Annotated in this window: 24 protein-coding genes; 2 read left to right on the top strand and 22 right to left on the bottom strand. The window is 45.6% G+C overall.

Features of this window, described 5'->3' with window-relative positions; all coding sequences use genetic code 11:
- Positions 1 to 265: 265 nt before the first annotated feature.
- Positions 266 to 1,318 carry an acyl-CoA thioesterase gene (locus C3V36_03225; protein AVM68342.1) on the bottom strand — a complete coding sequence of 351 codons (1,053 nt, stop codon included), beginning with the start codon at positions 1,316 to 1,318 and terminating at the stop codon, positions 266 to 268.
- A 340-nt stretch (positions 1,319 to 1,658) separates the two neighbouring features.
- Here C3V36_03225 and C3V36_03230 point away from each other — a divergent pair, with 340 nt between their 5' ends.
- Positions 1,659 to 1,964, top strand: coding sequence for a hypothetical protein (locus C3V36_03230; protein ID AVM68343.1), 306 nt, complete (start codon positions 1,659 to 1,661; stop codon positions 1,962 to 1,964).
- Between the two features lie 50 nt (positions 1,965 to 2,014).
- Positions 2,015 to 2,656: a hypothetical protein gene (locus tag C3V36_03235; protein AVM68344.1), complete on the top strand. Its 642-nt coding sequence runs from the start codon at positions 2,015 to 2,017 to the stop codon at positions 2,654 to 2,656.
- A 237-nt stretch (positions 2,657 to 2,893) separates the two neighbouring features.
- On the opposite strand, the gene C3V36_03240 is transcribed toward C3V36_03235, so the two are convergent.
- From C3V36_03240 to C3V36_03340, 21 genes are all read right to left on the bottom strand, one after another.
- Positions 2,894 to 4,756, bottom strand: coding sequence for a hypothetical protein (locus tag C3V36_03240; GenBank protein AVM68345.1), 1,863 nt, complete (start codon positions 4,754 to 4,756; stop codon positions 2,894 to 2,896).
- A gap of 10 nt (positions 4,757 to 4,766) precedes the next feature.
- Positions 4,767 to 5,735: a mannose-6-phosphate isomerase gene (locus C3V36_03245; protein AVM68346.1), complete on the bottom strand. Its 969-nt coding sequence runs from the start codon at positions 5,733 to 5,735 to the stop codon at positions 4,767 to 4,769.
- A 22-nt stretch (positions 5,736 to 5,757) separates the two neighbouring features.
- On the bottom strand, positions 5,758 to 6,471 hold the full coding sequence (locus tag C3V36_03250) for a glycerophosphodiester phosphodiesterase (GenBank protein AVM68347.1): 714 nt from the start codon (positions 6,469 to 6,471) through the stop codon (positions 5,758 to 5,760).
- A gap of 18 nt (positions 6,472 to 6,489) precedes the next feature.
- Positions 6,490 to 7,515 carry a 2-dehydro-3-deoxygluconokinase gene (locus tag C3V36_03255; protein AVM68348.1) on the bottom strand — a complete coding sequence of 342 codons (1,026 nt, stop codon included), beginning with the start codon at positions 7,513 to 7,515 and terminating at the stop codon, positions 6,490 to 6,492.
- 16 nt (positions 7,516 to 7,531) lie between these two features.
- A complete protein-coding gene (locus tag C3V36_03260) occupies positions 7,532 to 8,176 on the bottom strand; it encodes a bifunctional 2-keto-4-hydroxyglutarate aldolase/2-keto-3-deoxy-6-phosphogluconate aldolase (protein ID AVM68349.1) in 645 nt (214 codons plus the stop codon).
- 137 nt (positions 8,177 to 8,313) lie between these two features.
- Positions 8,314 to 9,420: a DUF1016 domain-containing protein gene (locus C3V36_03265; GenBank protein ID AVM68350.1), complete on the bottom strand. Its 1,107-nt coding sequence runs from the start codon at positions 9,418 to 9,420 to the stop codon at positions 8,314 to 8,316.
- Between the two features lie 128 nt (positions 9,421 to 9,548).
- Complete coding sequence (locus C3V36_03270) at positions 9,549 to 10,238, bottom strand: hypothetical protein (protein AVM68351.1); 690 nt, start codon at positions 10,236 to 10,238, stop codon at positions 9,549 to 9,551.
- Complete coding sequence (locus tag C3V36_03275) at positions 10,238 to 10,738, bottom strand: hypothetical protein (protein AVM68352.1); 501 nt, start codon at positions 10,736 to 10,738, stop codon at positions 10,238 to 10,240. Before C3V36_03275 ends, C3V36_03270 begins: the two co-directional genes overlap by 1 nt.
- Positions 10,735 to 11,127 (bottom strand): hypothetical protein, encoded by a 393-nt coding sequence (locus C3V36_03280; protein ID AVM68353.1) that lies wholly within the window; start codon positions 11,125 to 11,127, stop codon positions 10,735 to 10,737. Before C3V36_03280 ends, C3V36_03275 begins: the two co-directional genes overlap by 4 nt.
- Positions 11,128 to 11,580: 453 nt before the next feature.
- Positions 11,581 to 12,063 carry a hypothetical protein gene (locus C3V36_03285; GenBank protein AVM68354.1) on the bottom strand — a complete coding sequence of 161 codons (483 nt, stop codon included), beginning with the start codon at positions 12,061 to 12,063 and terminating at the stop codon, positions 11,581 to 11,583.
- 115 nt (positions 12,064 to 12,178) lie between these two features.
- A complete protein-coding gene (locus tag C3V36_03290; protein AVM68355.1) occupies positions 12,179 to 14,068 on the bottom strand; it encodes a hypothetical protein in 1,890 nt (629 codons plus the stop codon).
- Positions 14,049 to 15,848, bottom strand: a complete 1,800-nt coding sequence (locus C3V36_03295; protein AVM68356.1) for a pilus assembly protein CpaF — start codon at positions 15,846 to 15,848, stop codon at positions 14,049 to 14,051. Before C3V36_03295 ends, C3V36_03290 begins: the two co-directional genes overlap by 20 nt.
- On the bottom strand, positions 15,845 to 16,567 hold the full coding sequence (locus C3V36_03300) for a hypothetical protein (GenBank protein ID AVM68357.1): 723 nt from the start codon (positions 16,565 to 16,567) through the stop codon (positions 15,845 to 15,847). The genes C3V36_03295 and C3V36_03300 overlap by 4 nt, the downstream gene beginning before the upstream one ends.
- Positions 16,564 to 17,157, bottom strand: a complete 594-nt coding sequence (locus tag C3V36_03305) for a hypothetical protein (protein ID AVM68358.1) — start codon at positions 17,155 to 17,157, stop codon at positions 16,564 to 16,566. The genes C3V36_03300 and C3V36_03305 overlap by 4 nt, the downstream gene beginning before the upstream one ends.
- Before the next feature lie 10 nt (positions 17,158 to 17,167).
- Complete coding sequence (locus C3V36_03310) at positions 17,168 to 18,163, bottom strand: hypothetical protein (protein AVM68359.1); 996 nt, start codon at positions 18,161 to 18,163, stop codon at positions 17,168 to 17,170.
- Between the two features lie 154 nt (positions 18,164 to 18,317).
- Positions 18,318 to 18,911 (bottom strand): hypothetical protein, encoded by a 594-nt coding sequence (locus tag C3V36_03315; GenBank protein ID AVM68360.1) that lies wholly within the window; start codon positions 18,909 to 18,911, stop codon positions 18,318 to 18,320.
- A gap of 198 nt (positions 18,912 to 19,109) precedes the next feature.
- Positions 19,110 to 20,528, bottom strand: coding sequence for a hypothetical protein (locus C3V36_03320; GenBank protein ID AVM68361.1), 1,419 nt, complete (start codon positions 20,526 to 20,528; stop codon positions 19,110 to 19,112).
- A 436-nt stretch (positions 20,529 to 20,964) separates the two neighbouring features.
- A complete protein-coding gene (locus tag C3V36_03325) occupies positions 20,965 to 21,810 on the bottom strand; it encodes a hypothetical protein (protein AVM68362.1) in 846 nt (281 codons plus the stop codon).
- On the bottom strand, positions 21,791 to 22,486 hold the full coding sequence (locus C3V36_03330) for an ABC transporter (protein AVM68363.1): 696 nt from the start codon (positions 22,484 to 22,486) through the stop codon (positions 21,791 to 21,793). The genes C3V36_03325 and C3V36_03330 overlap by 20 nt, the downstream gene beginning before the upstream one ends.
- A gap of 121 nt (positions 22,487 to 22,607) precedes the next feature.
- Positions 22,608 to 23,906, bottom strand: coding sequence for a hypothetical protein (locus C3V36_03335; GenBank protein AVM68364.1), 1,299 nt, complete (start codon positions 23,904 to 23,906; stop codon positions 22,608 to 22,610).
- Between the two features lie 259 nt (positions 23,907 to 24,165).
- On the bottom strand, positions 24,166 to 24,351 hold the full coding sequence (locus C3V36_03340) for a hypothetical protein (GenBank protein AVM68365.1): 186 nt from the start codon (positions 24,349 to 24,351) through the stop codon (positions 24,166 to 24,168).
- Between the last annotated feature and the right edge of the window lie 205 nt (positions 24,352 to 24,556).

A 24,556-nucleotide genomic window follows, 5' to 3' on the forward strand; every position in this document is an offset into this window, starting at 1 on the left:
TTTATTTAAAATCTTGTATTGACTTTTCCCACAAATATGTTATTCTGTAATTGAATTAACAAAGCGAGTGCAAATAAGGATTTATCCGATATCGCCTCAGGGTCCGCATTGTGCGGTTAAAAGATCTATTTAATAGGTCTTTTTTTATTTATTTTCAAAATAACTCAATACGATTAAGTAAAAAACTACTATTTTTTTCTTTAAAAAAGCAGTAATGATTTTGCAGTCATTACCGCTTAAACCAAACGTTCTATTTAGTTTCCTACTATTCTTTTCTCGTCCACTCCTCCAGCGCCTTCAATAAAATCCGGTCACTATCGATCTTTGCTGCTTCATTAGCTTCATATTCGCCACCTACAGACATATTGGACAGCACCGGTGGACCAAAGAAAATATGTCCGGCTTTTTCATAAGTGACCAGCTTTTTCTCTGCAGGGTATCTTTTAATAATATCCTCTGCCATATCAGCCGATGGCCACATCTTATCTTCCTTACCGGCAAAAATCAAGAGGTTTGCTTTTGCCTTGCTTACATCAATCAATGCAGCTTCTTTGTTTTCAGCATTTTCCGTCACCGAGCGATAAATCGGCTCATATTCTATAGGTGCATTAAAGAACATCCGCATCATGAACTTACCATAAGTCGAGCCTGATGCTGCCGTAAACGGCAGATAAGCCAGTTCCTTTCCCTGAAAGCTCCAGGATGAGTTGCTGCTTGAATAATCGAATGAAAGTCCCTGAAAGACATAGGTAGACGGCGCATATAAAACAACGTTATCTACCAGATCGGGATATTTTCCTGCCAAAAGAAGGCACATCTCTGCCCCTTTAGAGCCTCCCAATATAGTCAGTGGTTTAGCTGCCACTGCATTTTTTTCAATCTCAGCATAAGCTTCCGTGAAAAAATCCAGTGGTACTTTAACCAGTTCTTTTTGCTGATTGTCACGGCCGAAAAAGTAGAGGGAATAAACCTCATAGCCCTCCTTAGCCAGATTTACCGCCATGTTTATATTGCTGCTACCCTCGCTGCCGCCAAAGGTAATTACAGTTCCCTGATGAGTAATCTTCTCCGGGCGCAAATGATATCCGTTTAAGTAATTGCCCTTTACCACACTAATATTTATCCCGGGCAGGTTTGATTTTTCCGGCTCTTCCTGATTGATTTCACGATAGATGGAATTAGCCTCCAATGTACTTTCCCTGATTTTCTCTTTACCCTTGGTAATTTGACCATTAATAAACCTCACTACAATCAGCAGAATAATTAGCACTGCTATTGTGATAAAAATGCCTTTGAGTACTTTCCACAATTTCTTCATTTTAGTCTTCTCCCATCCTCGGCTTGCACTAAATATTCTGCTACATATTGTTATTAAAACATAATATTCCGACAGCTTCAGTACGCTGTTTTTCTGTCTACATATTTACCAAAAACAATGTAAATACTAATTAATATAATACAACGTTTCGCTTTTTGTGTCAACAAAAGCACTTTGCTTCTTATTTGCCTTTAATAAGTGTAAAATTCAACTTTTTTGATATATATTGCTTAAAATTACATTTTCTTATCTACAGTCCTTGAACCATGTTTTGATTGTTTATGTATTTAAAACTCCCGTATTAAGAAATTTCTGTATAATATGTATTACCCTCAATTGTATGTTGATTCCGCTTAGCGCACTTAAGGCTCCGATAGTGAATGATATTTTCGGTATGGGGAGTGAGCTTTTAAGCTTTGCAGGGATTTTTGCTTCTATTGGCGGCATTATGGGAGCAGTTCTTTTACCTTATATCGCTAAAATATTATCTCCGCTTAGAATTACAATTCTGGGAACATTTCTGTTAATTATCGGAATGACTTGCATACCTGTGGGAAGGCTTGTTAAAGGCAATGCAATTCTGTATACAGTGAACGGAAAAGAAGAAGATGCCAAAAAGTCGGTAGCCTTACACGAAAAGCCTTAACCCTTCTTTCTCAAAATGATGATTCGGATTTAAATGAGTTTAATATAAGGATGAATATAGCAAAACTAAAAATCGTCATTGATCCTGATGGTGCACTTGCAGAGTTTAATAAGATTAATTACCTCGGAATTGCTGGTACAGATATAGCACGCCTGTTGCACAAAAAAGGAGAAACTGATGAAGCTTTAGAGCGGTATACAAACGCTTTATTCTATAATCTCATGAGGGACTTGGATTTATCGCTGAATATTTCTTTAGCAATTGCATCTCGTGGGACTAAAAAAGACTTCAGAGAAGCCTGTGACTTAATAGATCGGAGTATTGCTTATTCAGATTCCGCCAGTTTGGAAAAAAACTGTTACACTTCAAAGCTTAAAGTTATCCTTCTTATAACAAAAGTATTGGCTCTATCTTGCCTAACTGAGTATGAAAGTATGAAAAGTACAATTGACGAGGCATATGCTTTGGCTAAAAAATATGATGACAACCCTAATAATTCTTTTCGCAACTTCATAAAATTTTGGCATGCAAAAGAAAATTTTAAGCCACTTGCAAGTGATGATCTGGGACAGAGTGCTGTCCGCAGCATAGATAATTTTTTTGCAACCAAACCGTATACTGTACAAAAGGAATTAGAGGAAAATGTCTTTGAAGCCAAAAAATATTGGGAAAGTATTAGAAAGCTATTATAGTTTGTGTCAAGTACTCGTTGGCAAATTCTTTTACCTGTAAATTTGCAACATCCTGTTGTAAATTTAAACTATTCATCATAACTGTATCAAAACACCTTCCCTTGGTGGACATCTTAAAGGACGTCAGAATGCCATTTTAAGTGCCACCTGAGTGCCAAATTATAAATATAAGTTTTTGCATGAGCAAAAAACGGAACCACCGCCAAGCGCATGGTTCCGTTTTTAATTTTATTTCTCTTACGCTAAGTCAATCCAGACTTGCCGATTGTCCGCGAAATTAATCCTGATGCCGCTTCCCTCATCCGTGATAACCGGACGCTGCTGCCGTTTCTCGGCCGCCTGTCCGGAGCGATCGGCAAAGACCATGTCCACCAGCCGGTGCTCACCCGCCGGTAATTCATAACTCACCGTCGGAATAACCGTCAGCGGATAAAATAAATTAGTATTAGGAAAAGCATCAATCACCCGGCTATTGCCGCCGCTCAGGCTGACAATTCCGCTGATTCCGCCGGGCACACTGACAAAGACCCCGCCATTTTCTTCCTGCCGGCAAAGCAGCGAATATTTCTCTCCGGCTGCGTCCTCATTTTCAATAGCATACCCGCCGTCAGCCACTTTGACCGGATACGCAGTCTTGAGTCGGTGAATCCGAACATGCCAACTGCCGCCCGGCACTAACCAGGTTATTACCGTAACTCCCGGCAAAATCTCATACTCCGAGCGAATCCATTCCTCTGTCAGACTGAATTGTTTTCGGCCCGCATACACCCGGTAAAACTCTTCCTCTGCCCGAGAAACTGCCAGTACCGAATCAAAGGCCCCCATCGCCAAATTGTTGCCCCGGGAAACACTGAAACCAAACTGGTTGGAATACACAAACTTTTCATATTTTTCCACGCAGGCACCATGATTCATAGCGCAGTGCTGATCAACCGTAAATGCCTGCACATGGTGATTTTCATCATGCGTAATCAACATTCGGGCATGACTTAATTTTTTCTGCGGCTGATAGGAAAACTCCTCCGCCGGTGCCGCCCAAAACGGATGCTCCGCCGGCAGTGCCAGCATAATAAAGGACTTCAGCGCCCAATACGGCGAGCCGCCGCCGTTATAATTTTCACTCATAAACAGATTCGGATAATGATAGCCAACACTAAGGACTCCGGCATTATCAAAAATCGGACGCTTCAGCCAGCTTTCCAAGTTCCGCAGCACCAGGTTTTTCAGGACGCCATAACCTGCCCCCTCACCGCCGGCAAAGGCCAGCGCTCCAAAAAAGGAATTGTGCGCGAATCGATAAGTCAGGCTCCGGCCAAAGGGCAGCTCGGCTCCGTCATTGGCAAACCAGTAGATAAAGTCCTGACAAAATTGATTCCCCTTCTCCAGCGTTGTCTGATAAAACTCCGGCTCACTGTCTTGCAAAAGTTTCGCCCGAATCAGACTATAAAAATGAATGGCAAACGCCACATAATAATCAATTTGACCGTCATTGCCGTCATAATACCAGCCATCGCCGGTATAACAGCTCCGGATCAGCGCCAAATCATCCTCAACGCAAGCCTCTGACCACTCAAGACCCAGCAGCCGAAACGTCGTATTGACCAAAATCCGGAAATACCGCCAGTTATTGCCGTGAACCTTTTTAAAATTAATTTGATTCAGCCATTCATATAAGTTTTTCTGTGCCTGCGGCGAAAAATCACGATACAGTTTTTGCGGTGACAAGCTGATGGCCACTGCCAAGGCTGCCATTTCGACCATGCGCTGATCAAAATCATGAATATCGCCCCAATATTCGGGATGATTCGGATCCGTACCATTCTGAATACCGGTAATGCAAAGTTCCTGCCACTGTGCCGCTTCTTGACGTAAGTCCTCCGGCAAATCAGTATTGGCCGTATGCCATAAAGGCCCCAAGCCCCATAAAATACGGGCAAAACCTTCCATTCCGGCAATTTTTCGGCCATAATGAACCCCGGCTGCACTGACGTTTAAAAATGCTTTGCCCGGGCTGTAAAAATCCTTGAGCGGACGAATCATATCCAGCAGCAAACGAGCCGCATCGGCTCTGGTTTGCAGTCTAATCGTTTCCTGTTTCATGCTGCCCTCCCTACAAATACGATTTTAAAAGTTCAACACTGCCTTCGATCCCGACTCTGACCTTGGCCGGAATAAAGTAAGTATCGCCTTTCTTCATCTCATACTTTTCCTTGCCGGCCGACATGATGGCGCTGCCGCTGATCACCGTCAGCACCTTAAAGTTTTTATAGGCTTCGGCCAGCATCTCTTTTTCAACCAGCATATGATCGACATTGTAATTGCGGTGGCGCACCAATTCCTGAATCTGCGCACCTTCAAACTCCATTGTCTGTCTGGTATCCGTCGAAGAAATCAGCGGTTTTTGCCCATACCGGATAATCTCAGCCGCTTTTTCCAAATGAATTTCTTTGGGATTGCCGTTCCGATCCCGTTCGTAATCATAAATCCGGTATTTTGTTTCCGAGTTCTGCTGAATCTCGCAGACCAGCAGCGTGCCCTCATAGCTGGAATAAACCGTCCCCGGCTCAATATCAATAAAATCGCCTTTTTTCACCGGAATAATCCGAAAAAGTCCTTCAAAGTCCTTATCCGCCGCCCGCCGTAAAAATTCCTCCCGGCCGACGCCGTCCGCCAGCCCCATGATTACCTTGGCATCGGGCGAAGCATCCAAAATATACCATGACTTTGATTTGCCGTAGTCCTTTTCATGCCTCATCGCATACTTATCGTCCGGATGCACGCGAATGGAAAGCAAGCCTTCAATATCCAGGTATTTGACCAGCAAAGGAAACTTATCGGGAAATTCGGAATAAACCTCTTCGCCGACTAATTCGCTGCCGTACTCCTGATAAACATCCTCTAAAGTTTTGCCCTTTAACGGCCCGTTCATAATCCGGCTGACACCGCTGGCTCTGGAGCAAAGCTCCCAGCTTTCGCCGTATTTATCCCCATCGGGCAGGGCAATATCCAATTCCGTTGCAAATTTCTGTCCACCCCAAATTTTCTTCTTAAAGACTTTTTCAAACTTTAACGGATACATTTCCTTCTCCTTTCCAGCAATTTCAGCTAACAACCTCAAAAGTATTCACAAAAATACCGTCGGCCTGATACGCTTTCAGCATCGCCGCTTCTTCCCGGCGGCGAACAGTGTAAACATTGACTTTAATATCAAGCTGATGCGCCTGCTTAATCAACTCCGGTGAAACACATTCCACCGACGGATGAATGGCGCTGATTTTTAAGCCGCTTTGCCGCGCATAGGCAAAAACATCAATCAAATTGGAGCCGTACAGCAAGCCCAGCGGCAGCGTATCATCTATGGTTTGCACTTCCTTGAGCAAATAATGATCAAATGAAGAAATCAGTACTGGCCGCGGATACCGGCGTAAAAGCCCGACCACCGATTCGGCCAAATCACTGCCCGCTTCGAGTGCTAATTTCTTCAATTCGATATTAAGCAAAATATCGGCCGGAAGCTGACGCAACACATCTTCCAGCAGCGGCATCTTTTCGCCGGTATACTCCGGCGAAAACCAGCTGCCGGCATCCAGCCGGCTTAATTCTTCATAGGTATAATCTTTGAGCAGACCCTGACCGTTATTGGTTCGGCCCAGATAAAAGTCGTGCATAACCACTACTTGTCCGTCTTTTGTCCGCTGCACGTCCAGCTCAATTGCTTTGACTCCGACTTTCACTGCCGCCTGAAACGCGGCCATTGTGTTTTCCGGTGCATGCTCGGATAAGCCCCGATGCGCAAAACAAATCATTTCCTTCATTTCTCTGTCCTCTGCTTTTTATCTCTGTACCCGGCCGGAAGCATCACCCTTAATCAGATTCTCCACTTCTTCCTTGGTTGCCAGATTAAAATCACCGAAAATCGTATGTTTCAACGCCGAAGCTCCAACCGCAAATTCCAGAGCCTCTTTAAAGCAGTCCTTCATCAACAGGCCGTAAATCAAACCGGCCGAAAAAGAATCGCCGCCGCCGACCCGGTCAACAATCCGAATGTCATAATGCTTGGAATGGTAAAACTCCTGACCGTTATAAATCAGAGCCGACCAGCCGTTATCCGAAGCGGAATGGCTTTCCCGCAGGGTGGTAACTACATACTTAAAGCCAAAGCGTTCCTGCATTTGCCGGAAAATACTGTGATAGCCCGATAAATCCAGTTCACCTTTGGTCACGTCCGTTCCCTCCGGCTTAAAGCCCAACACTTTCTCTGCGTCTTCCTCATTGCCGATGCAAACGTCAACATATTCCATCAGCTTAGTCATCACTGCCTGCGCTTCGGCCGGCATCCATAACTTTTTCCGGTAATTTAAATCAACCGAAACGGTTACCCCTGCTTTTTTCGCCGCTTTTAACGCCGCCTCGGTAATCTGAGCCGCGCTTTTGCTGATGGCCGGAGTAATTCCGGAAAAATGGAACCAATCGGCATCTTTAAAAATCGCATCAAAATCAAAATCTTCGACCGTTGCCTCAGCAATCGAAGAATCCGCCCGGTCATAAATTACCTGCGATGCCCGCATCGACGCGCCATGCTCTAAATAATAAATGCCCAAACGTTTGCCGCCTCTGGCTACATAATCGGTATGCACTCCATAGCGGCGCAGCTCATTGATGGCACATTGGCCGATAGCATGCTCCGGCACCTTGGACACAAAATAAGCATCCAGGCCGTAATTGGCCAAAGAAGTACAAACATTGGCCTCGCCGCCGCCGTATATGACATCAAACTGATTCGCCTGCACAAAACGCAAATGGTCAGCCGGTGACAGGCGCAGCATAATTTCTCCTAAAGTAACAACTTTCTTGCTCATTTTCATTCTCCTTTATTTACTTGCTTCTGGCTGCCTGAACGGCGTCAACAAATGCTTTGGCGGTAGCGGTTACGGCTGCAAAATCGCCGGTTTTTGCACCTTTGGTCAACTCACCGCCGATTCCGACTGCAACTGCGCCGTTTTTAATCCACTGGGCGACATTATCCAGCGATACGCCGCCGGTCGGCATAAAATTACCCTGCGGCAGCGGCCCGCGAAACGCGCTGATGATGCTGGGGCCAAAGGCACTGCCCGGGAATATTTTTAAGATTTCCGCACCGTACTCAAGCGCGGTAACCGCTTCTTTCGGCGTCATTACGCCCGGGAAATAGGGGATTGCATAGCGATTGCACAATTTAGCGGACGCTTCGTCAAAGCAGGGGCTGACAATATACTTTGCTCCTGCCAAAATGCAGGCTCTGGCTGTTTCCGAATCCAGCACCGTACCGGCTCCGATTACAACATCCGAATCCGCATATTCCGCTGTCAGTTCCTTAATAATATCAACTGCCCCCGGCACTGTCATCGTAATTTCCAGCGCTTTAATACCGCCGGCTTTAATGGCCTCAATCACTTTTTTGCCTTCTTCCTTGGAATTAGCGCGAATAACCGCTACTACTCCGGAATCCGTCAGGGCTTTTATCGTTTCATACTTTTTCATTTTTTCTCTCCTTGCAATTTAATCATCATTAATTCCGCTTTTCTATATTCGATAAGCACTATTACTATTATATGATATTTTTCAAAAAAAGCCAGCATTTTTTATCTTTTTGTTTTTTCTTTTTTATATTTACCTTTTTACTTTAGCTCCTTGATCTTTTTCTCTATTTCTTCAATGCTCGGCAAACTACTCTTATATTCTGTTTCAAGTAATTTAGTAATCTCATATTTGCTTATACCTATAGGTTGCGATATTTGTTCTAATGAATATTCACAAACAACATCATTTTTATCTTTGCAAATAAGGAGTCCAATCGCAGCATTATCTCTATCGGTTTTTAGTTCTCTATTCACTGCTGTTACATAGAAATTAAGCTGTCCTAAATGTTCCGGCTTAAACTTCTCTGCTTTCAGTTCTATAACAATGTAAGAATGGAGTTTCAAATTGTAAAACAGCAAATCAATATAAAAATCATCCCCATTTATATTTATATGATATTCTTTGCCTATGTAGGCAAAGCCCTCGCCAAGTTCAAGCAAAAAATCAGAAATCTTGTCAACCAGTTCTTTTTGGAGTTCCTTTTCATCATATCCTTCACGAATGGTAAGAAAGTCAAAATTATATGGATCTTTTAATGTCTGTCTTGCAAGATCTGATTGCAAAGCAGGTAACCTTTTTTCAAAGTTTGTTATAGATTTTCCTTCCCTGCCATATAATCCGCTTTCCATTTGATGTTCAAGTACATTCCTGCTCCATCCGTTCTCAATGGTTTTATTAACATAATAGATGGCTTCATCAATGGTCTTGCACCTATTTATTATCCTTTGATTATGTCCCCATGGTATCTGTTTAATATGGTTAATAACTCTTTCATCAAATTGGGCTACAGGCTGTAGCCCTTTTGAAATGTTATCCTTATTTTCTATTTTGGCTACATCTTGTATCCCTTTCATATAAAATAAATACCATCTTCTGATATACTTAATATTTGTTTCGGAAAAACCTTTCATATCAGGAAACTCTTTTTGTAAATCTTTAGCTAATGATTTTATAAAAGCATCTCCCCATGAATACTGTTCTTGATTTTTTACGATGTATTCTCCCAAAGTCCAATACAAATCTAACAGTTCATAATTTACCTTTATTGCAGCTTTAAGTTGACTACTTCTTACTTTCTCTTTTAACTCTGACAATAGCTGTTTATACTCGCTATCACTTGTGATAGACAGTTCTTTATTATTCAAAGGTCATACCTCCTTACTCATAATAACATATAATTGTACCAAATCTCATCTGTTAATTTTCTTCAAATTGGTGGTAAAGTTAAAAAGCAATCGCACTTTAGAAAATAAATTTCAACAAATGCGAAAGCTTATTCTCTTTCTTTCCGCTCGGAAAGCGAAACCTTGCCCAGCTTAAAATAACTTCTTTCCTGTCCGGCCTGCAGCGGATCGCCCTGAATCAGGATAAAAACACCCACCTCGGAATAATCACGGCCGAATAAGGTGGCTGTATGTTCCGGCAGCCGCAGCTCCCCGGTTTTAAGATAGGGCTGTAAGATCCGCTCCAACGTTTGTTCCGGCCGCAGCCGGCGACTGCCCTCCGGCTGCTCTCTGTCCTCCGGCAAACTCAGATCTCGATAGGCAACCGCATCCTCTGACTGCTCGATTTGATAAAACGGAACTTCCAGTCTTTCCTGCGTAATCTGATCATATAAAATTAAGCCGTCATAGGCGACAAAGCCAATCAGCCGGATCTGGCGGCTGAACTGTTCTACATCCGCATCCGTTCTCGCATTCAGTGCATACGCAAAGCTGCGGTTAATCGTCTCCCGGGTGGCCTGCTCGGCGATTTCAATCCGCTGAAGCTGCTTGGCATCATAAAAAAACGGACTATAAGTCTTTAAAGCAAATACTCCGTCCCGCATGGCTCTTGCAGCCGCATTTTCCACAATCATATGGTTTCTCTCCGCCAAGCTGTACTGCCGAACCTGCACAAAAGAAATAAATAAAAACGGTAACAGAATTAACACCCCGATAACTCCGATTTTCAAGCTATTCATCACAATCCCTCCGCCCGAATCAGCCCACCGCTGCGGGTGACAATCGCCGCTCCCTCCTGCCGGAAACCCAAAACTGCTTTTAGCTGCTGAAACGGCGTTTTCGACGTATTTTCCACACTGATATAAAAGAAATCACCCAAATCCATCTTATATTTCCCATTCTCTTTGATTTGCCGGTAAATTTCCGCGTTATAATCCCCCTCGTAATAAATCTGCATTTCCTCTTCTGCTTCATTAGCCACATAACTTTTCCGCAAATGCGAAAGCGTAATCCGGTAAGACGCACCGGTCGCCCCCAAGAGCGCCTGCAAACCGGTCAGGGAACTTTCTTCAATATAGCCCAGTTCACAAATTAAATCAGCGGTTTTCTGCGTTTCCAGCCAAATCAACTGATAATTGATATCCTCCTGCCGCTGGTACTGATAATAAACCGGCACCACAAACAGCAGCACCGTAATCATCAGCAGTGCCAGCAAGCGATCCAGCGCACTGATTATCATTCCTCTATCCTCCATTTGCCGTCCGACTGGTAAATTTGAAAGCGCCGCTTTTGCAGTTGTTCCTGCTGCCGCCGGTCAGCCAAAAAGGCATCCGCCTCCGGCAGTACCTTAACGCCTAAAACCTCCGCCCCAAACTCCGGCCAACGATACTCTTGACCGGCAAAACAAATGATTTCTTCTTTTTTTCCGGCTAAGACTCCCAGCCGCGCCGCCAGCTCCAGCCCATCGCATTGATCGCGCAGCCGGGCATCCGGATTGATCTCGGCTGCCACTTCTTTGGTTTTAAGGAGTTCGGTCAGGCGATAGTTTTCATAAAGCTGCACGGATAGGGCAATCACCACCAGCAGTACGGCAATCGCCGTGTCCAGTAAGTCAAATATTTTCTCCATTTCACGGCTCAACCTTTCTTGTCACTTCATGTCCGCATTGAATACGAAAAACATCTCCATTCTATAATAATAAATAGTCCAAGAAATATTCTTCATTTCCGCCATGCCCAAGACGCCCAACTAAAAAATACAACTTTCTACAAATGACATTTCTAAAAGTCTTTGACAAAAAGGAAATACACCTTATGGCAAAGACGGCACGACTTACCGGCCTGCCGCCTTTGCCGCTCTTTTTCTTTCCCCGGCTTTCTCACGGTCATCGAAGCATTTCATCAGACCGTTTTTAGGCTGATTGTCCGCCCAGTAAAAACGATTTTTTCACTCAAAACAAATCGCCCCCCCCCCGGCAGAAAACGGCTCTTTTAATCAAGAGCCCGCACGCACGGCAGAAACACATATTGCTTCAATCATTGCAAAAACGCCAGCACTTCAGCTATGGGAAAGTTGAGTTTTTTACTGCTGCTCAAACGTAATCCCCTTGATTACTTCATTTTTATCATACACTAACTGTGCGTAAAAACTGGCGGTCGGATTGATATAAGCATTGTTTTTACTGTCGTTGGCCGCTTTGATTTGCTTATCAATATCGCCGCGGGATTTCTGGCTCAAATCACCAACCGTATTGTCCGCGGAAATACTGCCGCCGCTGACATAAACATTGGTACTGGCCTTCGTCTTAACGCTGATGATAAACTCACCGCTTTGATCGGCATAGAGTTTAATCGCGCTCAGCACGTCCGCCCCCGAGGTCTTAGCATTATTATACGGTGCAAAACTGGACTCGGCCAAGTCCTTGCTGACCTTATCCAACTGCTGACTGCTGGCCTCCGCCACTCCTCGTCCCTTGTTGTAAAGGCTAAGCCCCGTACTGACAATTCCGATAAAAAGTAAAATCCCCACTCCCAGCCACAACGCCTTTTGAATATTTTGATCCATTTTGTCCTCCTTTTATTTTGGGTTGAGTTACTGACTCAACTTCTGGTAAATGTTTTGCAGTTCTAACTTCTAAATCTTTCTAAAGGCTGATTTTTTCGCTTATTCCTCCCAATTCTCACAGCTGTTGATAAAACTGATTGAGGCTTTCCATGCCGCTGTAAATCATCGGAATGATTAAATACAGCGCAATCAGCCCATAGGCCGGCAAAAAGCCAATCATTTCCCCCATCGCCAAGCGCTTGGCAATCATCTGCCGGTTAATTTCCTTGCGCCGCTCCAAATAATAAGCCTTTTCATGCACCAAATCATCAAATGCCTGCTGCAGCGACAAATCCTTGGCCGCCGCTTCCAGCTGCAAAACCAATGTTTGAAAATCCGCTTGTTTTTCCACCTTTAGCTCGGCAAAGGCCTCCTCTGCCCCCATGGAAAAATTATTCAAACACCGCTCAAACCTTTCCTCATAATAATGGGCAAACATATTCAGCCACGTTAAAATATCCTCCATCCCCAAGCGGGTATGATGCATCAACATCAATAAAATGCTGCGGTAGGCCGCCACTTCATCCTCTCTTTCCATTTCCCTGACTCGGCCGGCCAATGCATCCGCCAGCAAGTACCAATAGCCAAGTGCAAAAGACAGCGTCGCCAGCACCGCTATCTGCCACAGCTCCAGCCATGGTCGGTGCAGCTGCCGGTATTTTTCATATAATTGGTTGACATAGCGGTCTAAGCCCTTTCCCTGTAAGCCCGACAACTCCGGCAGCTTTTCCGCTTGCGCCCGCAGAACCGCTAAAACGGCCGCTTTTTTCAGCCGCGGATTCAGTCCGTCCAGCCACTCCGCTTCTTTTGCCCGCAGAACTTGACGATATTCTTCCCCGCCGCCAAAAAACATTGTGTTTTCCAAGACCGACGTCTGCCGGATACGATTATGCTCCTGCCAGTTAATGAAAAAAATAAGCAGCAGCCCGACGCCAAAGCTGATGAAGCGAATCCGCCGCTTACGCATCGGAATTTCCGTTTCCCGGCGCCGCTCCGCTCTTTCTTCGGAGATAATGCCGATATTTTGAATTTTCCGCAACATCATCACCACGGACAAAATCAAACAAAACATAACCAGCTCCGTTATCCGGCCGAAACGGCTTTGATAAAAGAGCCGGAGCGGCTCAAAATTGCGGCTGGCCCAATTTTGCAACGGCAGCATGCACAGCAGCGGCAAAACCGCAATAAAATGCAGGCTTTTCAGGGAATAATTCAGCCGCTCGCGCTTTAATTCCTCGACCCGCAGTTCATCCGTCAAATGGCTTAAACTGCCCATAAAAACGCTTTGTCCGTTCATCTGACTATCGCCGTATTCGGCAGTGATATAGCAAAGGTTAAGCAGCATTTTCAAATACTTATTCGGTGCCTGCTGATTATAACGGCGAACCGCTTCTTCCACATCGCTTTCCATCAGGACATCATACAAATATTCCCCCTGAATCAGCATCGGCGAGGTTTTATCCGGAAACTCCTGACAAGCCTCGTAAACAGCCTCCTCAACCGTCCCCTGCTCATAATATTTTTGCCGTACCAGCTCGTCAAATAAAATCTGGCCTTGCAGCAGCTGATTATGCCGCTTAACCAGCACATAATCAACAAACACCTCAATCAGAACCAGTATGACAAAAACATACATCCCCAAATACACCAGGTTGCGGGTCAGGAATAAAAGACCGCTCAAAAGAATCAAAAACGCTAACATCAGCTTTCGAAAAAAATCACCGGTTTTTTCCAGCAAAGCCCCTTCCCGCAGCCGGGTCAATTGCTTCAGGCTATATTGATAGCGAAACAGGAGCGAGCGGCTGTAACGGAAGCGCCGCAAAAAGCGATAAACCCGCAGGTTCATCGGATGCGGCAAATCACTTTGCGTTTTGGTTTTCGGCCGGCGCGGCCGCCGGCTGTACCATAGGGCGACAACAAATAAAATCAATGCCGCCGACCAAATGCTAATCTGTAAATTCTCCATTTTTTATCATCCTCCGGCACCCTTCCGTAAATAAAGCAAACTCCTCCTGATCTTCTGCCGTCATTGCGCGGCTCATGGCTTCCAGGTTTTTGGAAGTGGGCAAGTTTTTAAGTTCATAGCCGCCATTATGATAGACCATCATATCCTGCAGCCGGTAGCCCGTCTCTTGCGGGATAATCTCGGTAATTCTTTCCACATAGCGGTTGCCGGCATAGTCCTTGCCCAAATGAATATCAAATTGAATAACTTCGGTGACTTGCTCCTCGGCCACGACCTCATCCCGAAAAATATTGCACTTTAAAAGCGAATTGCGAAGCGACAGCACTAAATCGGCCGTAGTTTTGGCATGATGGGTAAACAAAGTGAATAGAGAAGCCACCTGTGCGGTTTGCAGCATCAGCGCCGCCACCTCGTCGGTTGCGACCTCGCCTAAAATATTGACCGCGCCGTCGGTTTTTTTCTGCAAATCAAGACCGGCCTGACCGGACACAAACTCGGTTTCCCGAAAGGTTAAAATATTGCGCATCGGATAGACTTTGCGCAGATGCAGCTCAAAGGCCATTTCCTGAATCCGCAGCGTCAGCGTGCCGTAAATATGCTTGATCAGCGCCATCAAAAGCGTTGTCTTACCGCTTCCCTGCGAGCCGGTAATCGCCATAATCCGGCCACCCTTAACCAAATAGCGAAGCCAAGCCGCCAAGAGTTCTGCTCCCGGTCCGGCAAAAAGCTGATCGATCTCCAATTTTTTAATATGAAACTTACGGACGAAAAATGCCCAGCTCTCGGAAAACGGCGGCCGCACCACTACCACCCGCGAGCCGTCGCGCATATCATTGACCTTGTAGCCGATATTTTCCGACAGCTGCCCGGCCTTGTTATAGCGATAAATGTTTTGGCAGACCCGGCGCAGCTCTTTTTCCGACTGAAAACTCAAAAACGCCAGATGAATGGGCTTGCCCCGGAAGAAAATCCAAACGCTGTCATAGTTGCGGTAGGTCTGTTCCTTTAGCACATCATCCCTTTCCTGCCAAAAATAATTTTCCAGCTTCTGCTTGAACTCATTGCCGACCTCTTCATTGATTTTGCCGGACACCCCGCCGGATACGCCGTCAATCGCCATATCGCGCAGCCGGTCAACCACACCGAAGCCTTTATAATAGCGGTAAATCTTATGCGCCAGCAAAATACACTCTTCCTCATGACTCAGCTCGATGTTTTCGGCGGCGTAAATTGCTCGGATTTCTTCGACGGTGATAATATAGGACGGTGTTTCTCCGTTTTCAATCACATTTTTCGGCCGGTCTAACCGATATTTTTCAATCAGCACCTCCAGTCCTTTCTCCTGATGTTCCTGCTCATAGTGATACAGCAAAATATCAAACATATCCTCCAGCGATAAGGCTTCCGCATCCTGATAAGGCACAATGGCATAAACCGCATCCCGGCTCGGCAGCAGGCGCAGAATAATGTCCTTAATCATTTCAATCACATAGGTCTTATCGCTTCGATAGCCGTAACCGCACTGCTTCAGTGCGAGTTTTAAATGGCTGCACCGGCTCTTGGCTCGTTCGTACTCTTCGCTTTGCTCCTTATAGTCCAAATATTTTTTAGTTTCCTCGTATAATTCTTCCTTCACCAAAGCAAACAGGCGGTCAAAGCTGATTTCTTCCGCTCTTTTTTGATTTTGGCGCAGAAGCTTTCTTTTTTCATACTGAAAAACCCCCTGAAACAGCCCCGCTGCGGCCGCTGCCGCCAGTCCCGGCCATAAAGCCTCCATCATTTCCGCCGCTCCTCCCCTCCGCCGACAAACTTGGCAAACTGCCTGTATTCCGTTTCCCAGTTACCGTACTTTCGTTTGACATAATCCAGCAGACTGCCTTCATTCAGCGCATCAAAGAGCTCATAGGAAAAGGACAGACTTAAAACATCGGCCGCCGCAATCTCTTTGGCCAAACGCTTTTTCGTCCAGCGGCTGTCCGAAAAATATTGGCCGAAGAGCAGAAGCGGAAGCCGCCCTCGTTCAAAACTGAGGCTCCGCCCCTGCAGAGCTTCCCTAATCGCCGCCGGTGACTGCGGCAGGCAAAGGACTAATTTATCCACGCTCCGGCTCATTTCGATTTCCCGGCTCAAATCAGCAAAGACATAGCCGTAGCCCTCACCGGCCTTTTCCAGCAAATACTCATACAAAACCTGCTTATATTCGCCTTCCTTGCTGTCAACAAAAGAAGCATCCAAATAATCAAGACCCTTCATTAACGGCAAACTGTAATCTTTGAGCAGCTGCGTAGTCAGCTGACCGTTGACCGCCAGCCGGAGCAAATCCGCTCTTTTTTTGTCTGCGTCCTCCAGGGTCAAGCCCAAATAATAATCCGCCTTGACCGGACGGCGGCTGATCAGCAAATGCTGTTTTTCGCTGTACTGGGCAAAGATCCCCGCCATAAAACATAATTGACTGGTCAGCTTTCCCCGGCCGGTAATGTCCGCCCATCCGATAATCATGGCCGCAGCCTCCTTTCCTGACCAAAATATTTTTTGCTTTGCCTCGGCAGTGCACCGGCCACTTGCCCCAAAAGACGCAGCAGCGCATTTTTATAGTCACCGGAAAGCGGCTCCAACTGATAATAACCGTCAAACAAAGCCTCATCGGCAAGCAGCTTATCAATCTTATCCCATTCCACCGTCAGCAGCTCAAACTTAGTGTTTTCCGATTTTTCCGCAATTTGCTTGCTTAAATACTTTTGGTTGAGTGCCGATTCGTGGATATGGCTGCCGTAAACAACGGTAATTTTTTCCGGCTTTTCTCTTGCCAGATATTCTAAAAACGCCTGAATCTCCGGCCGATACGGCGTCAGATAACAAACCGTCTGCTCCGCCTGCACGACCGGAAGTTCCGTCTCCACCAGGCACTGCTCCTGTCCGCGGTAATCCCGAAGCGGATAAACGGTCAACGCATCGGTATAATCTTCTGCCTGCCCGGCATAATGCTCGGAATACATTTCATATTTGCCGTAATGAATGGCCGCCAGCGTCGCCAGACTATACACAAATTGTCTTTTGGCAGCGGAATCTTGTCCCAATATTTGCATCATAGTCCTCTCCTTAAAAGCTTTTTTCTTTGTCGGCGGCAGTTGAATTATTGTTTTCCGGCTGAGCGGGGGCGGTTTCCCTGTCCGCTGCCGGCGTCTGCTCACTCACGTCGGCCGGTTCGGCTTTGTTCCTATCTGCTTCGGAAAAGCTTTGTAAGTTTTTGTCCCGGCTGTCTGCCGCTTCTTTTTCTCTCAATACTCCCGCTTCAGCCGGCTGCTCCTGACCGATTCGTTCCTGCATTTTTAAAAACTTTTCTTCTGCTTTCAGCTGGGTCAAAGCCGCTTCCAGCCGGTTTCTCTCCTGTCCGACAATGGCACTTTGCGCCACATCCTCGTATAAAGGCTGAACCGAGCCACTGACCGGATAACGGACAATGGTATCCGGCATATCAACGGCTTTGGGATAAATGGTTAAATACAAATATGCTCTCTCATAGGTTTGAACATCAATTTGGGCGCTGCCCAGCCGAACCCTTTCTTCCTCCGTTAAGCCCAGTACAATTTTCTTTTTATCCGCATCCAGTCCGCCGGCCTGTTTATGCGACAGTACGCAGTAATCATGACCGCTGGGAAACAGAATCCTGACATCAACATAATCGCCCGGCAAAAGTTCAGCCGGAAGCTCGGACACTTCCACCTCCTGCGTATTTTGCCAAAACTCCAAATTGGTTTCATAAAAAAATTCTGGCTGTAACATTACCCGCGGTTTTAAGGCCACCCAGGTCTTACGGCCGATTACTTCCTCCGGCAGGGTAAAGACTCCGGCCGGAACCGCATCCTCTTCCACTTCCATTTCCGCTAAATCCGCTTCTGCAATCACTTCACCCAATTCTATCGGCCGACTGACGGTCAGCACCGTGCACCGCACTGCCGGCAAAAGCTTGTCGGTGCTGGCTGCCTGCCAGTACTGATAGCCAAAACTCCCGCCGGCACCAATCACAATTCCTAAAACAACCAAACCTACTGTTTTTAACGCGCTCCGAATCATCCCCATCTTCCGCAATGTCATGCCCTTATCCCTCCTGTCTTACTCTTGATTTTCCCCAAATAAAAATTCTTAACGCAAAGTCAGCCTGAAAGTTTATCTTTTATTATATGAATGCACTGCTCAACTCCTTATAAACAGGAATAAATCTTTTTCCGGTCGCCAAAGGCAGACTGCGTTACTGAAATATTTTCCACACCCACTCCCGCTCTTCTTTTTTGGAAGCAAAGGGATCTTTCCAAAAAGGAAAGGCATAAATCCCGCCCTGATATTTTTTACGGAAAAAGGCCAATTCTTCCGGTGTCCCGAAATTAACCATTACCTTTAGCCGCGAACCAACCGCCTCTTCCAGCTTTTTTATCTCGGTCAGCGCCCGGGCGGCTTTCCATTCGCTGCCGCTGACAATCAGGAGCGGATAATCGGCCTCGGCAAAATAGGCATTGGCATGACTGCCGATATCGGCAATCACAAAATCATAATTTTCCTTTTTTAGGCTGGCCAGTCCCTTTTCCTGATAACTTTTGTAATAATCCACCCGCCGAATACGAAAGACCTGCTTGTTTTTATCCTCGTAGCCAAAACCGGCAAATATCTTTTCAATCTCCTCCAACTCCCGGTGCGAGTTCCATTCAATCAGCGCCACTCGCCCGCCGCTTAGCGCCAAAGCATTCGCCAGGCACAAACTGATATGGGTTGCTCCCAAGCCCCGATCAATCGTTCTGACCGCAATGGTTTTGACAATCCGGTTTTGCTTTTTCTCCTGCCCAAACATGAGGCCCGTCTCCTTTCATCCCTATGTTTATCCAATCTCATTAAAAGTAACTTATCTTACTCAACTTTCCCCTGATTGAAAGCTTTGCTTGTTGCCCAGGTATCATTCAGTTACGCAAAAAGGAAAAGTTTTTTTGCAAACCCTAAATATCAAAATGCTCTGTTTGGCACAAGCTCTCAACTGACTTTACCAGCAGCTTTATTTTTGGGGATTGAACCAAACTATCCCCTGTATTTTGGTCCTTATCTTATCAAAAATGGGCGCCGCCTCCGCCTGCTGCTTTTCCTCCTGTCCGCTCTCAGCAAAGGCGCGCATACTTTTTTGATAAGGAAACAGTTCAAACCTTGTGTCCGGATACTCGCACTTTAACTCGGCTAAGCGGCTCTCATCCGCCAAGTTTAAAATAAAGCAGCCATCAATCAGTTTTTCATTAAAAATCACTTCATCTAAATCGACCATATCCCAAGCGGCACCGGCCACGACAAATCGAAGCTGTTCCTGAAACGGCCGCAGGATTTTGCGCTTCTCTTGAGTCAAAAGTCCGTAATCAATGAAAATCCGGTCGTATTCCTGCCATTTCAGCGGTAGCCTGTTATCCTTATTGCCTGGAAAAATCTCCAGGTCGTTAAGCATAAAGGAATCCTTTTTTACCTGCACTTCCGAGGAAGTATAAACTAATTTGGCAATCTGCTGGCTTTCACTCCAGTCCAATAAAGCTGTTTTTCCGCCTTCAGCCGCCGCCCGAAAGGCATGAGCACAGGCAACAAAGCTCGTGCCCACTCCCCGCCGAATGCCCAAATACACTTCGGCCTGCTCCGGCAGCGTCGCCGGCCCTGCTTCCTTTTGCTGCAATTCCTTTAACTGTCCGCAGATTTCGCTGAAACTGTCCGGTCGCCTCTCCCGCTGCGGTTCGCTGCAGCGATAAATCAGCGCAATTAAGTCCTCGGCATAGAACTTACTCCAATTTTCCGGCTCCAGCCGCTTGTAGGGCGGATCACTGATTTTATGGCGGCTGATTAAATAATATAAGGTCATGCCGTAAGCATAAATATCCGATTTTTCATCACTGCGCAGCACCCCAAACTGTTCCGGCGCAGCGTAAGCCTTTGTGCCCAAGAAAAGTGTGTCTTTTTTCCTTTCCGGTGTGGCATAACGGGCGATACCAAAATCAATTAAAAACAGGTTCTGATTTTGATCCAAAATAATATTTTCCGGCTTTAAATCCCGGTAAATAATCGGATTTTCCAGCCCTTCATGCAGATAGCGCAAAACCTCCGCCAGCTGTTCGGCAACCCGCAGTACCTCGGCTTCTTCTATTCTTTCCTTGCCGGCCGCCCATTCTTCCAAGTTTTGCCCCTCGGCATACTCGCGAATTAAAAAAATAAAGTCATCATCCTCAAGCACATCAATAATTTTGGGGATATTGGCATGCGACAGCTCCTTTAAAATGTCCACTTCCGCCAACTGAAAGTTTTCCTGTTTTTTCATCTGCTTGATAATCCGCTTGCTATGTAAGCTTTGATTTTCCGTCAAATAGACCGTATTGTTTTCGCTTTGATGCAAACATTCCAAAATTAGGTATTTCCCGCAAATTATCTGTCTTTCCATTCCGCCCATTCTCCTAATTGATTTAATTCAAAATCCCTAACTTATAATCTTATTACCTTATTATTTTATCGCTTTTTTATTGTATCATATTCTTTCTTAAAAGTCGTCCACAAATTGTGGAAATTATATTATTTTTTCTAAAATTCCCCTCATTTTGTTGTCTGTATTTCCTTTTGTTATTGCTTTTTCCCCGCTTTTATAATTATTTAGTTCTATTTTTTTCGATTTTGAAGCAAAAAATACAGGAAAGTTTTCCTATAATATATTCACTGACATATTAAAATTCTTTTCTTTTTCCTCTTTAATCTAAAAATATTTTTTCAACACCGCTTATTTCAGGAATTTAAGCTTATTCAAAAAAGAAAACCACAAAAATTGTTTGCAACAAAAAACAGGATATATTTCCTATATACCCTGTTTTTATATTTTTTCGTTTTCTGTTTTCTCAGTTTTCTGTTTTCTCGTTTTTTTCTCGGCGCTGCCGGCGGCCGGCCACATACTTGCCGGTAAAAGCAATTAAATAGGAAAGAACCGCCAGCAAAATAATGGTCGCTCCCGAAGGAATATTCATTTTATAGGATAAGGTCAGCCCCGCCAAGTTAAAAAGAATCCCCAAAATACCGGACCCAATCATCACCCGGCTTAAACGATTGGTAAATAACTTGATAATCGCCGGCGGCGCAGTCAGCATGGCAATTGACAAGATAATGCCGACCACTTTGATTAAAATCACAATACTGATGGAAATCATCAAAAACAAAAGAAATTCCAAACCGCCGGTTCGAATTCCCATAATCCCGGCATACTCCTCGTCAAACAAATAAATCTTCCAATAGTTATATAAGGAAAAGACTATCAGCAGCACCGCCAGGCTCAGACCAATCATTACCCGCAAATACAGACTGTTGACTGTCAAAATATCGCCGAACAAATACGAAGTCATATCGGGCGGGTATCCCGGCGTCAGCGCGATAAACAAAATTCCCAGCGCCATTCCCGCCGCCCACAGCATACTGATTAAAGTATCTTCATTGGTATTGCTCCGTTTTCGGATTTGAGCGACACTAAAGGCGGACAGCACCGCAAAGCCAATCCCGCCAAAAATCGGCTCAAAACCCAGCAAATACCCCAGTCCGATGCCGCCGAAAGAAGCATGCGCAATCCCGCCGCTGAAACTGACCAGCTTTTTTTCCACAATGATCGTGCCTACAATACCGCAGACCACACTGGCAAACAAAGCCGTTAAAAAGGCGTTTTGCAGAAAAGTATATTTAAAAATGGCTTCTATCATTTTCTTCCCTTTCCCCGGCCGCAAGGGCCTGCCACATCGCCGCCGGCATCGCCTTAATCGTTTTGTCAACATACACGAAGCGGGAAATAAAAGCCGCCGCGTCGAGCTGGTCATGGGTAATCATTAAGATGGTGATATTTTTATTCAGCTCCGTCAAAAGCTGATAAATTTCTTTTTTTGACACTTCATCAACCCCGGCCGTCGGCTCGTCCAGCACCAGAATCGTCGGATGGTTCATCAGCGCTCTGGCGACCAGCACTCTTTGCATCTGCCCACCGGACAGCTCGCCGATTTGCCGGTTTTTCAACTCCAGGATGCCCAGTCGCTTCATCACAAATTTGGCATGTTCCTTTTCATGTTTGGTAAAGCGATGCCCCCAGGTAATCCGCTTCGGCAAATGCCCGAGCAGGATAACTTCCATCACCGTAATCGGAAACTTCCGGTCAAAGGTCGTCAGCTGCGGCACATAGCCCAGTGTCTGCCCCGGATCCAGCTCAATCGTCCCCTGCACCGGCCGAATAATACCCAAAATCGCTTTAATCAGTGTCGTCTTTCCGCCGCCATTGGGACCGATAATGCCGATAAATTCACAGGGCTCGACCGCTAAGTCGGCATTGGTTAAGGCCACTGTCTTACCATAATTTACTTGTACTCCGCTGACTTTTAAAATCGGCATAGCCCTGTCCTTTCCGCTCTTTCCTTGCTTTTCTGTTTTTCGTTTTTCCTATTGTAACCCGATTTTCCGGTAAAAGCAATCCTAAAATAGCAGGCACATCGACAAATCTTACTATTTTCGCCTATTTTAAAGCGGCACTGAAAACTTCACTTAATTTTTCCAGATTTTCCAAATAATTCGGCGCCAGCGGTTCTAATTCCATAACTTCGCCGCCGATTTCCGAGGCGATGGTTTTGGCCTGATTATTGTCAAACTCCTTTTGATAGAAAACGACTTTGATATTGTTGTCCTTGGCATAGTCAATGACCGCTTTCAAATGCTCGGCTGTTGCCTGCTTGCCTTCTTTTTCAATCGAAACCTGCATTAAACCGTAATCATCGGCAAAATAGCCCATGGACGGATGCATGATAATAAAGCTGTTTGCCTTGGCTTGCGATAATGTATCCTCTAATTTTTTATCGGTTTCTCTCAGCTTCTGCAAATATTCCTCGGCATTGCGGCGATAGGTCTCGGCATTCTTGTCATCCGCCGCTATCAAGGCATCCCGAATGGCCTCGACCATGACCACTGCCCGCTTCGGCGACATCCAGACATGCGGGTCCCGGCCGCTGTGATGATGATGCTCATGTTCTTCTTCGCTTTCGTGGTCATGGGCGTGTTTATGCTCGGCTTCTTCTTTATGCTCATGCGCGTGATCATGGTCAGCTTCTTCTTTATGTCCATGAGCTCGATCATGCTCAGCTTCTTCTTTGTGATCCGAACTATGCTGATGAGAAACGGCTTCTTTATGCTCATGACCTGTTTCTTCTTTATGTGCATGGTCAGCCGATTCCTCCTTATGCTCTGCCGCCGCTTCTTTATCATGATTATGCGCCGGTTCTGCCACCTCCTTATGATCGTGATCATGAGCCGCTTCTTCCTTATGATTATGCTCGTGTTCGTGGCTGTGCTCATGGTCGTGGTCATGTTCCTCTTCGCCAAAAGACAGCTCCGGATATTTGGCCGCCGCTGCTGCTGCCAAATCAACTATCTTTGCCTTCGTCGCTGTATTCGGAATAATTCCTTCCACCTCAACCGGCACGGAAATTGTAAAATATAAATCCGCTTCTTCCAGGGCAATCATTTCCTTCGGACTGGCCTGATAAACTTCCGGACTGGCTCCCGGAGGCAGCAGCGCCGTCACTTCCGCTAAATCGCCGGCCACCGCCTTGACCCATTCCACCTGCGGCAAAATCGTTACCACTGTCTTTAATTTTGTTTCTGCCTTAGTTTCGGTTTTCGACTCCGTTTGGCTTGCCGCCATTTGCTTATTTTCCGCCTGCGGCGCACTCTTTGCCTCTTTTTTGCCAGCCTCACTGCCGCAGCCTGCCAGTGCTATAACTAACAGCAAAGCCATCATTATACTAAATAATCTTTTCATTCTTTCCTCCCTGACGCACTTTTTAATGAAAGTCGTCCTTTTTTAATTTTTTGCAAATCATTTGCATTTGCATTTCCAAGAAAACATTATACCACCACCTCACTAAATGTCAAGTAGAAAGTTTGCTCAAATTCTTCCGACTGATATAATCCCCAAGCAAACTTTCAACTCGGTCCCGGCGACCAAACAGTCTGCTCCGAGAGGCAGCGAATACAGCGTATTCGCGTTCGACAACAACGCCAATTTTCTAAAGCAGCCCCTACACTTCCGGCGACCGAGCCGCACGCACTCTAAATTTAAAAATTTCAGTAAAAGTGAAGTGCGTTTTCAACTCGGTCCCGGCGACCAGGCAGTCTGCTCCGAGAGGCAGCGAATACAGCGTATTCGCGTTCGACAGCAACGCCAATTTTCTAAAGCAGCCCTTGCATTTCCGGTGACCGAGCATGTTTGCTCAAATTCTTCCGACTGATATAATCCCCAAGCAAACTTTCAACTCGGTCTCACCCCTCCCGCTTTTATGTGATTTGCACATTTTTCAAAAGATATTTTTGTTAGTTTTATCTATGTTGCTCACTATTGACATATCCCCCTGCTTTCAACTATAATATTATCTACCGGAAACGTTTCCGTAAACATTTTAACTGACGAAG

It is taken from the genome of Lachnospiraceae bacterium oral taxon 500 (assembly GCA_002999035.1).
Lineage (GTDB): Bacteria > Bacillota > Clostridia > Lachnospirales > Vallitaleaceae > W11650.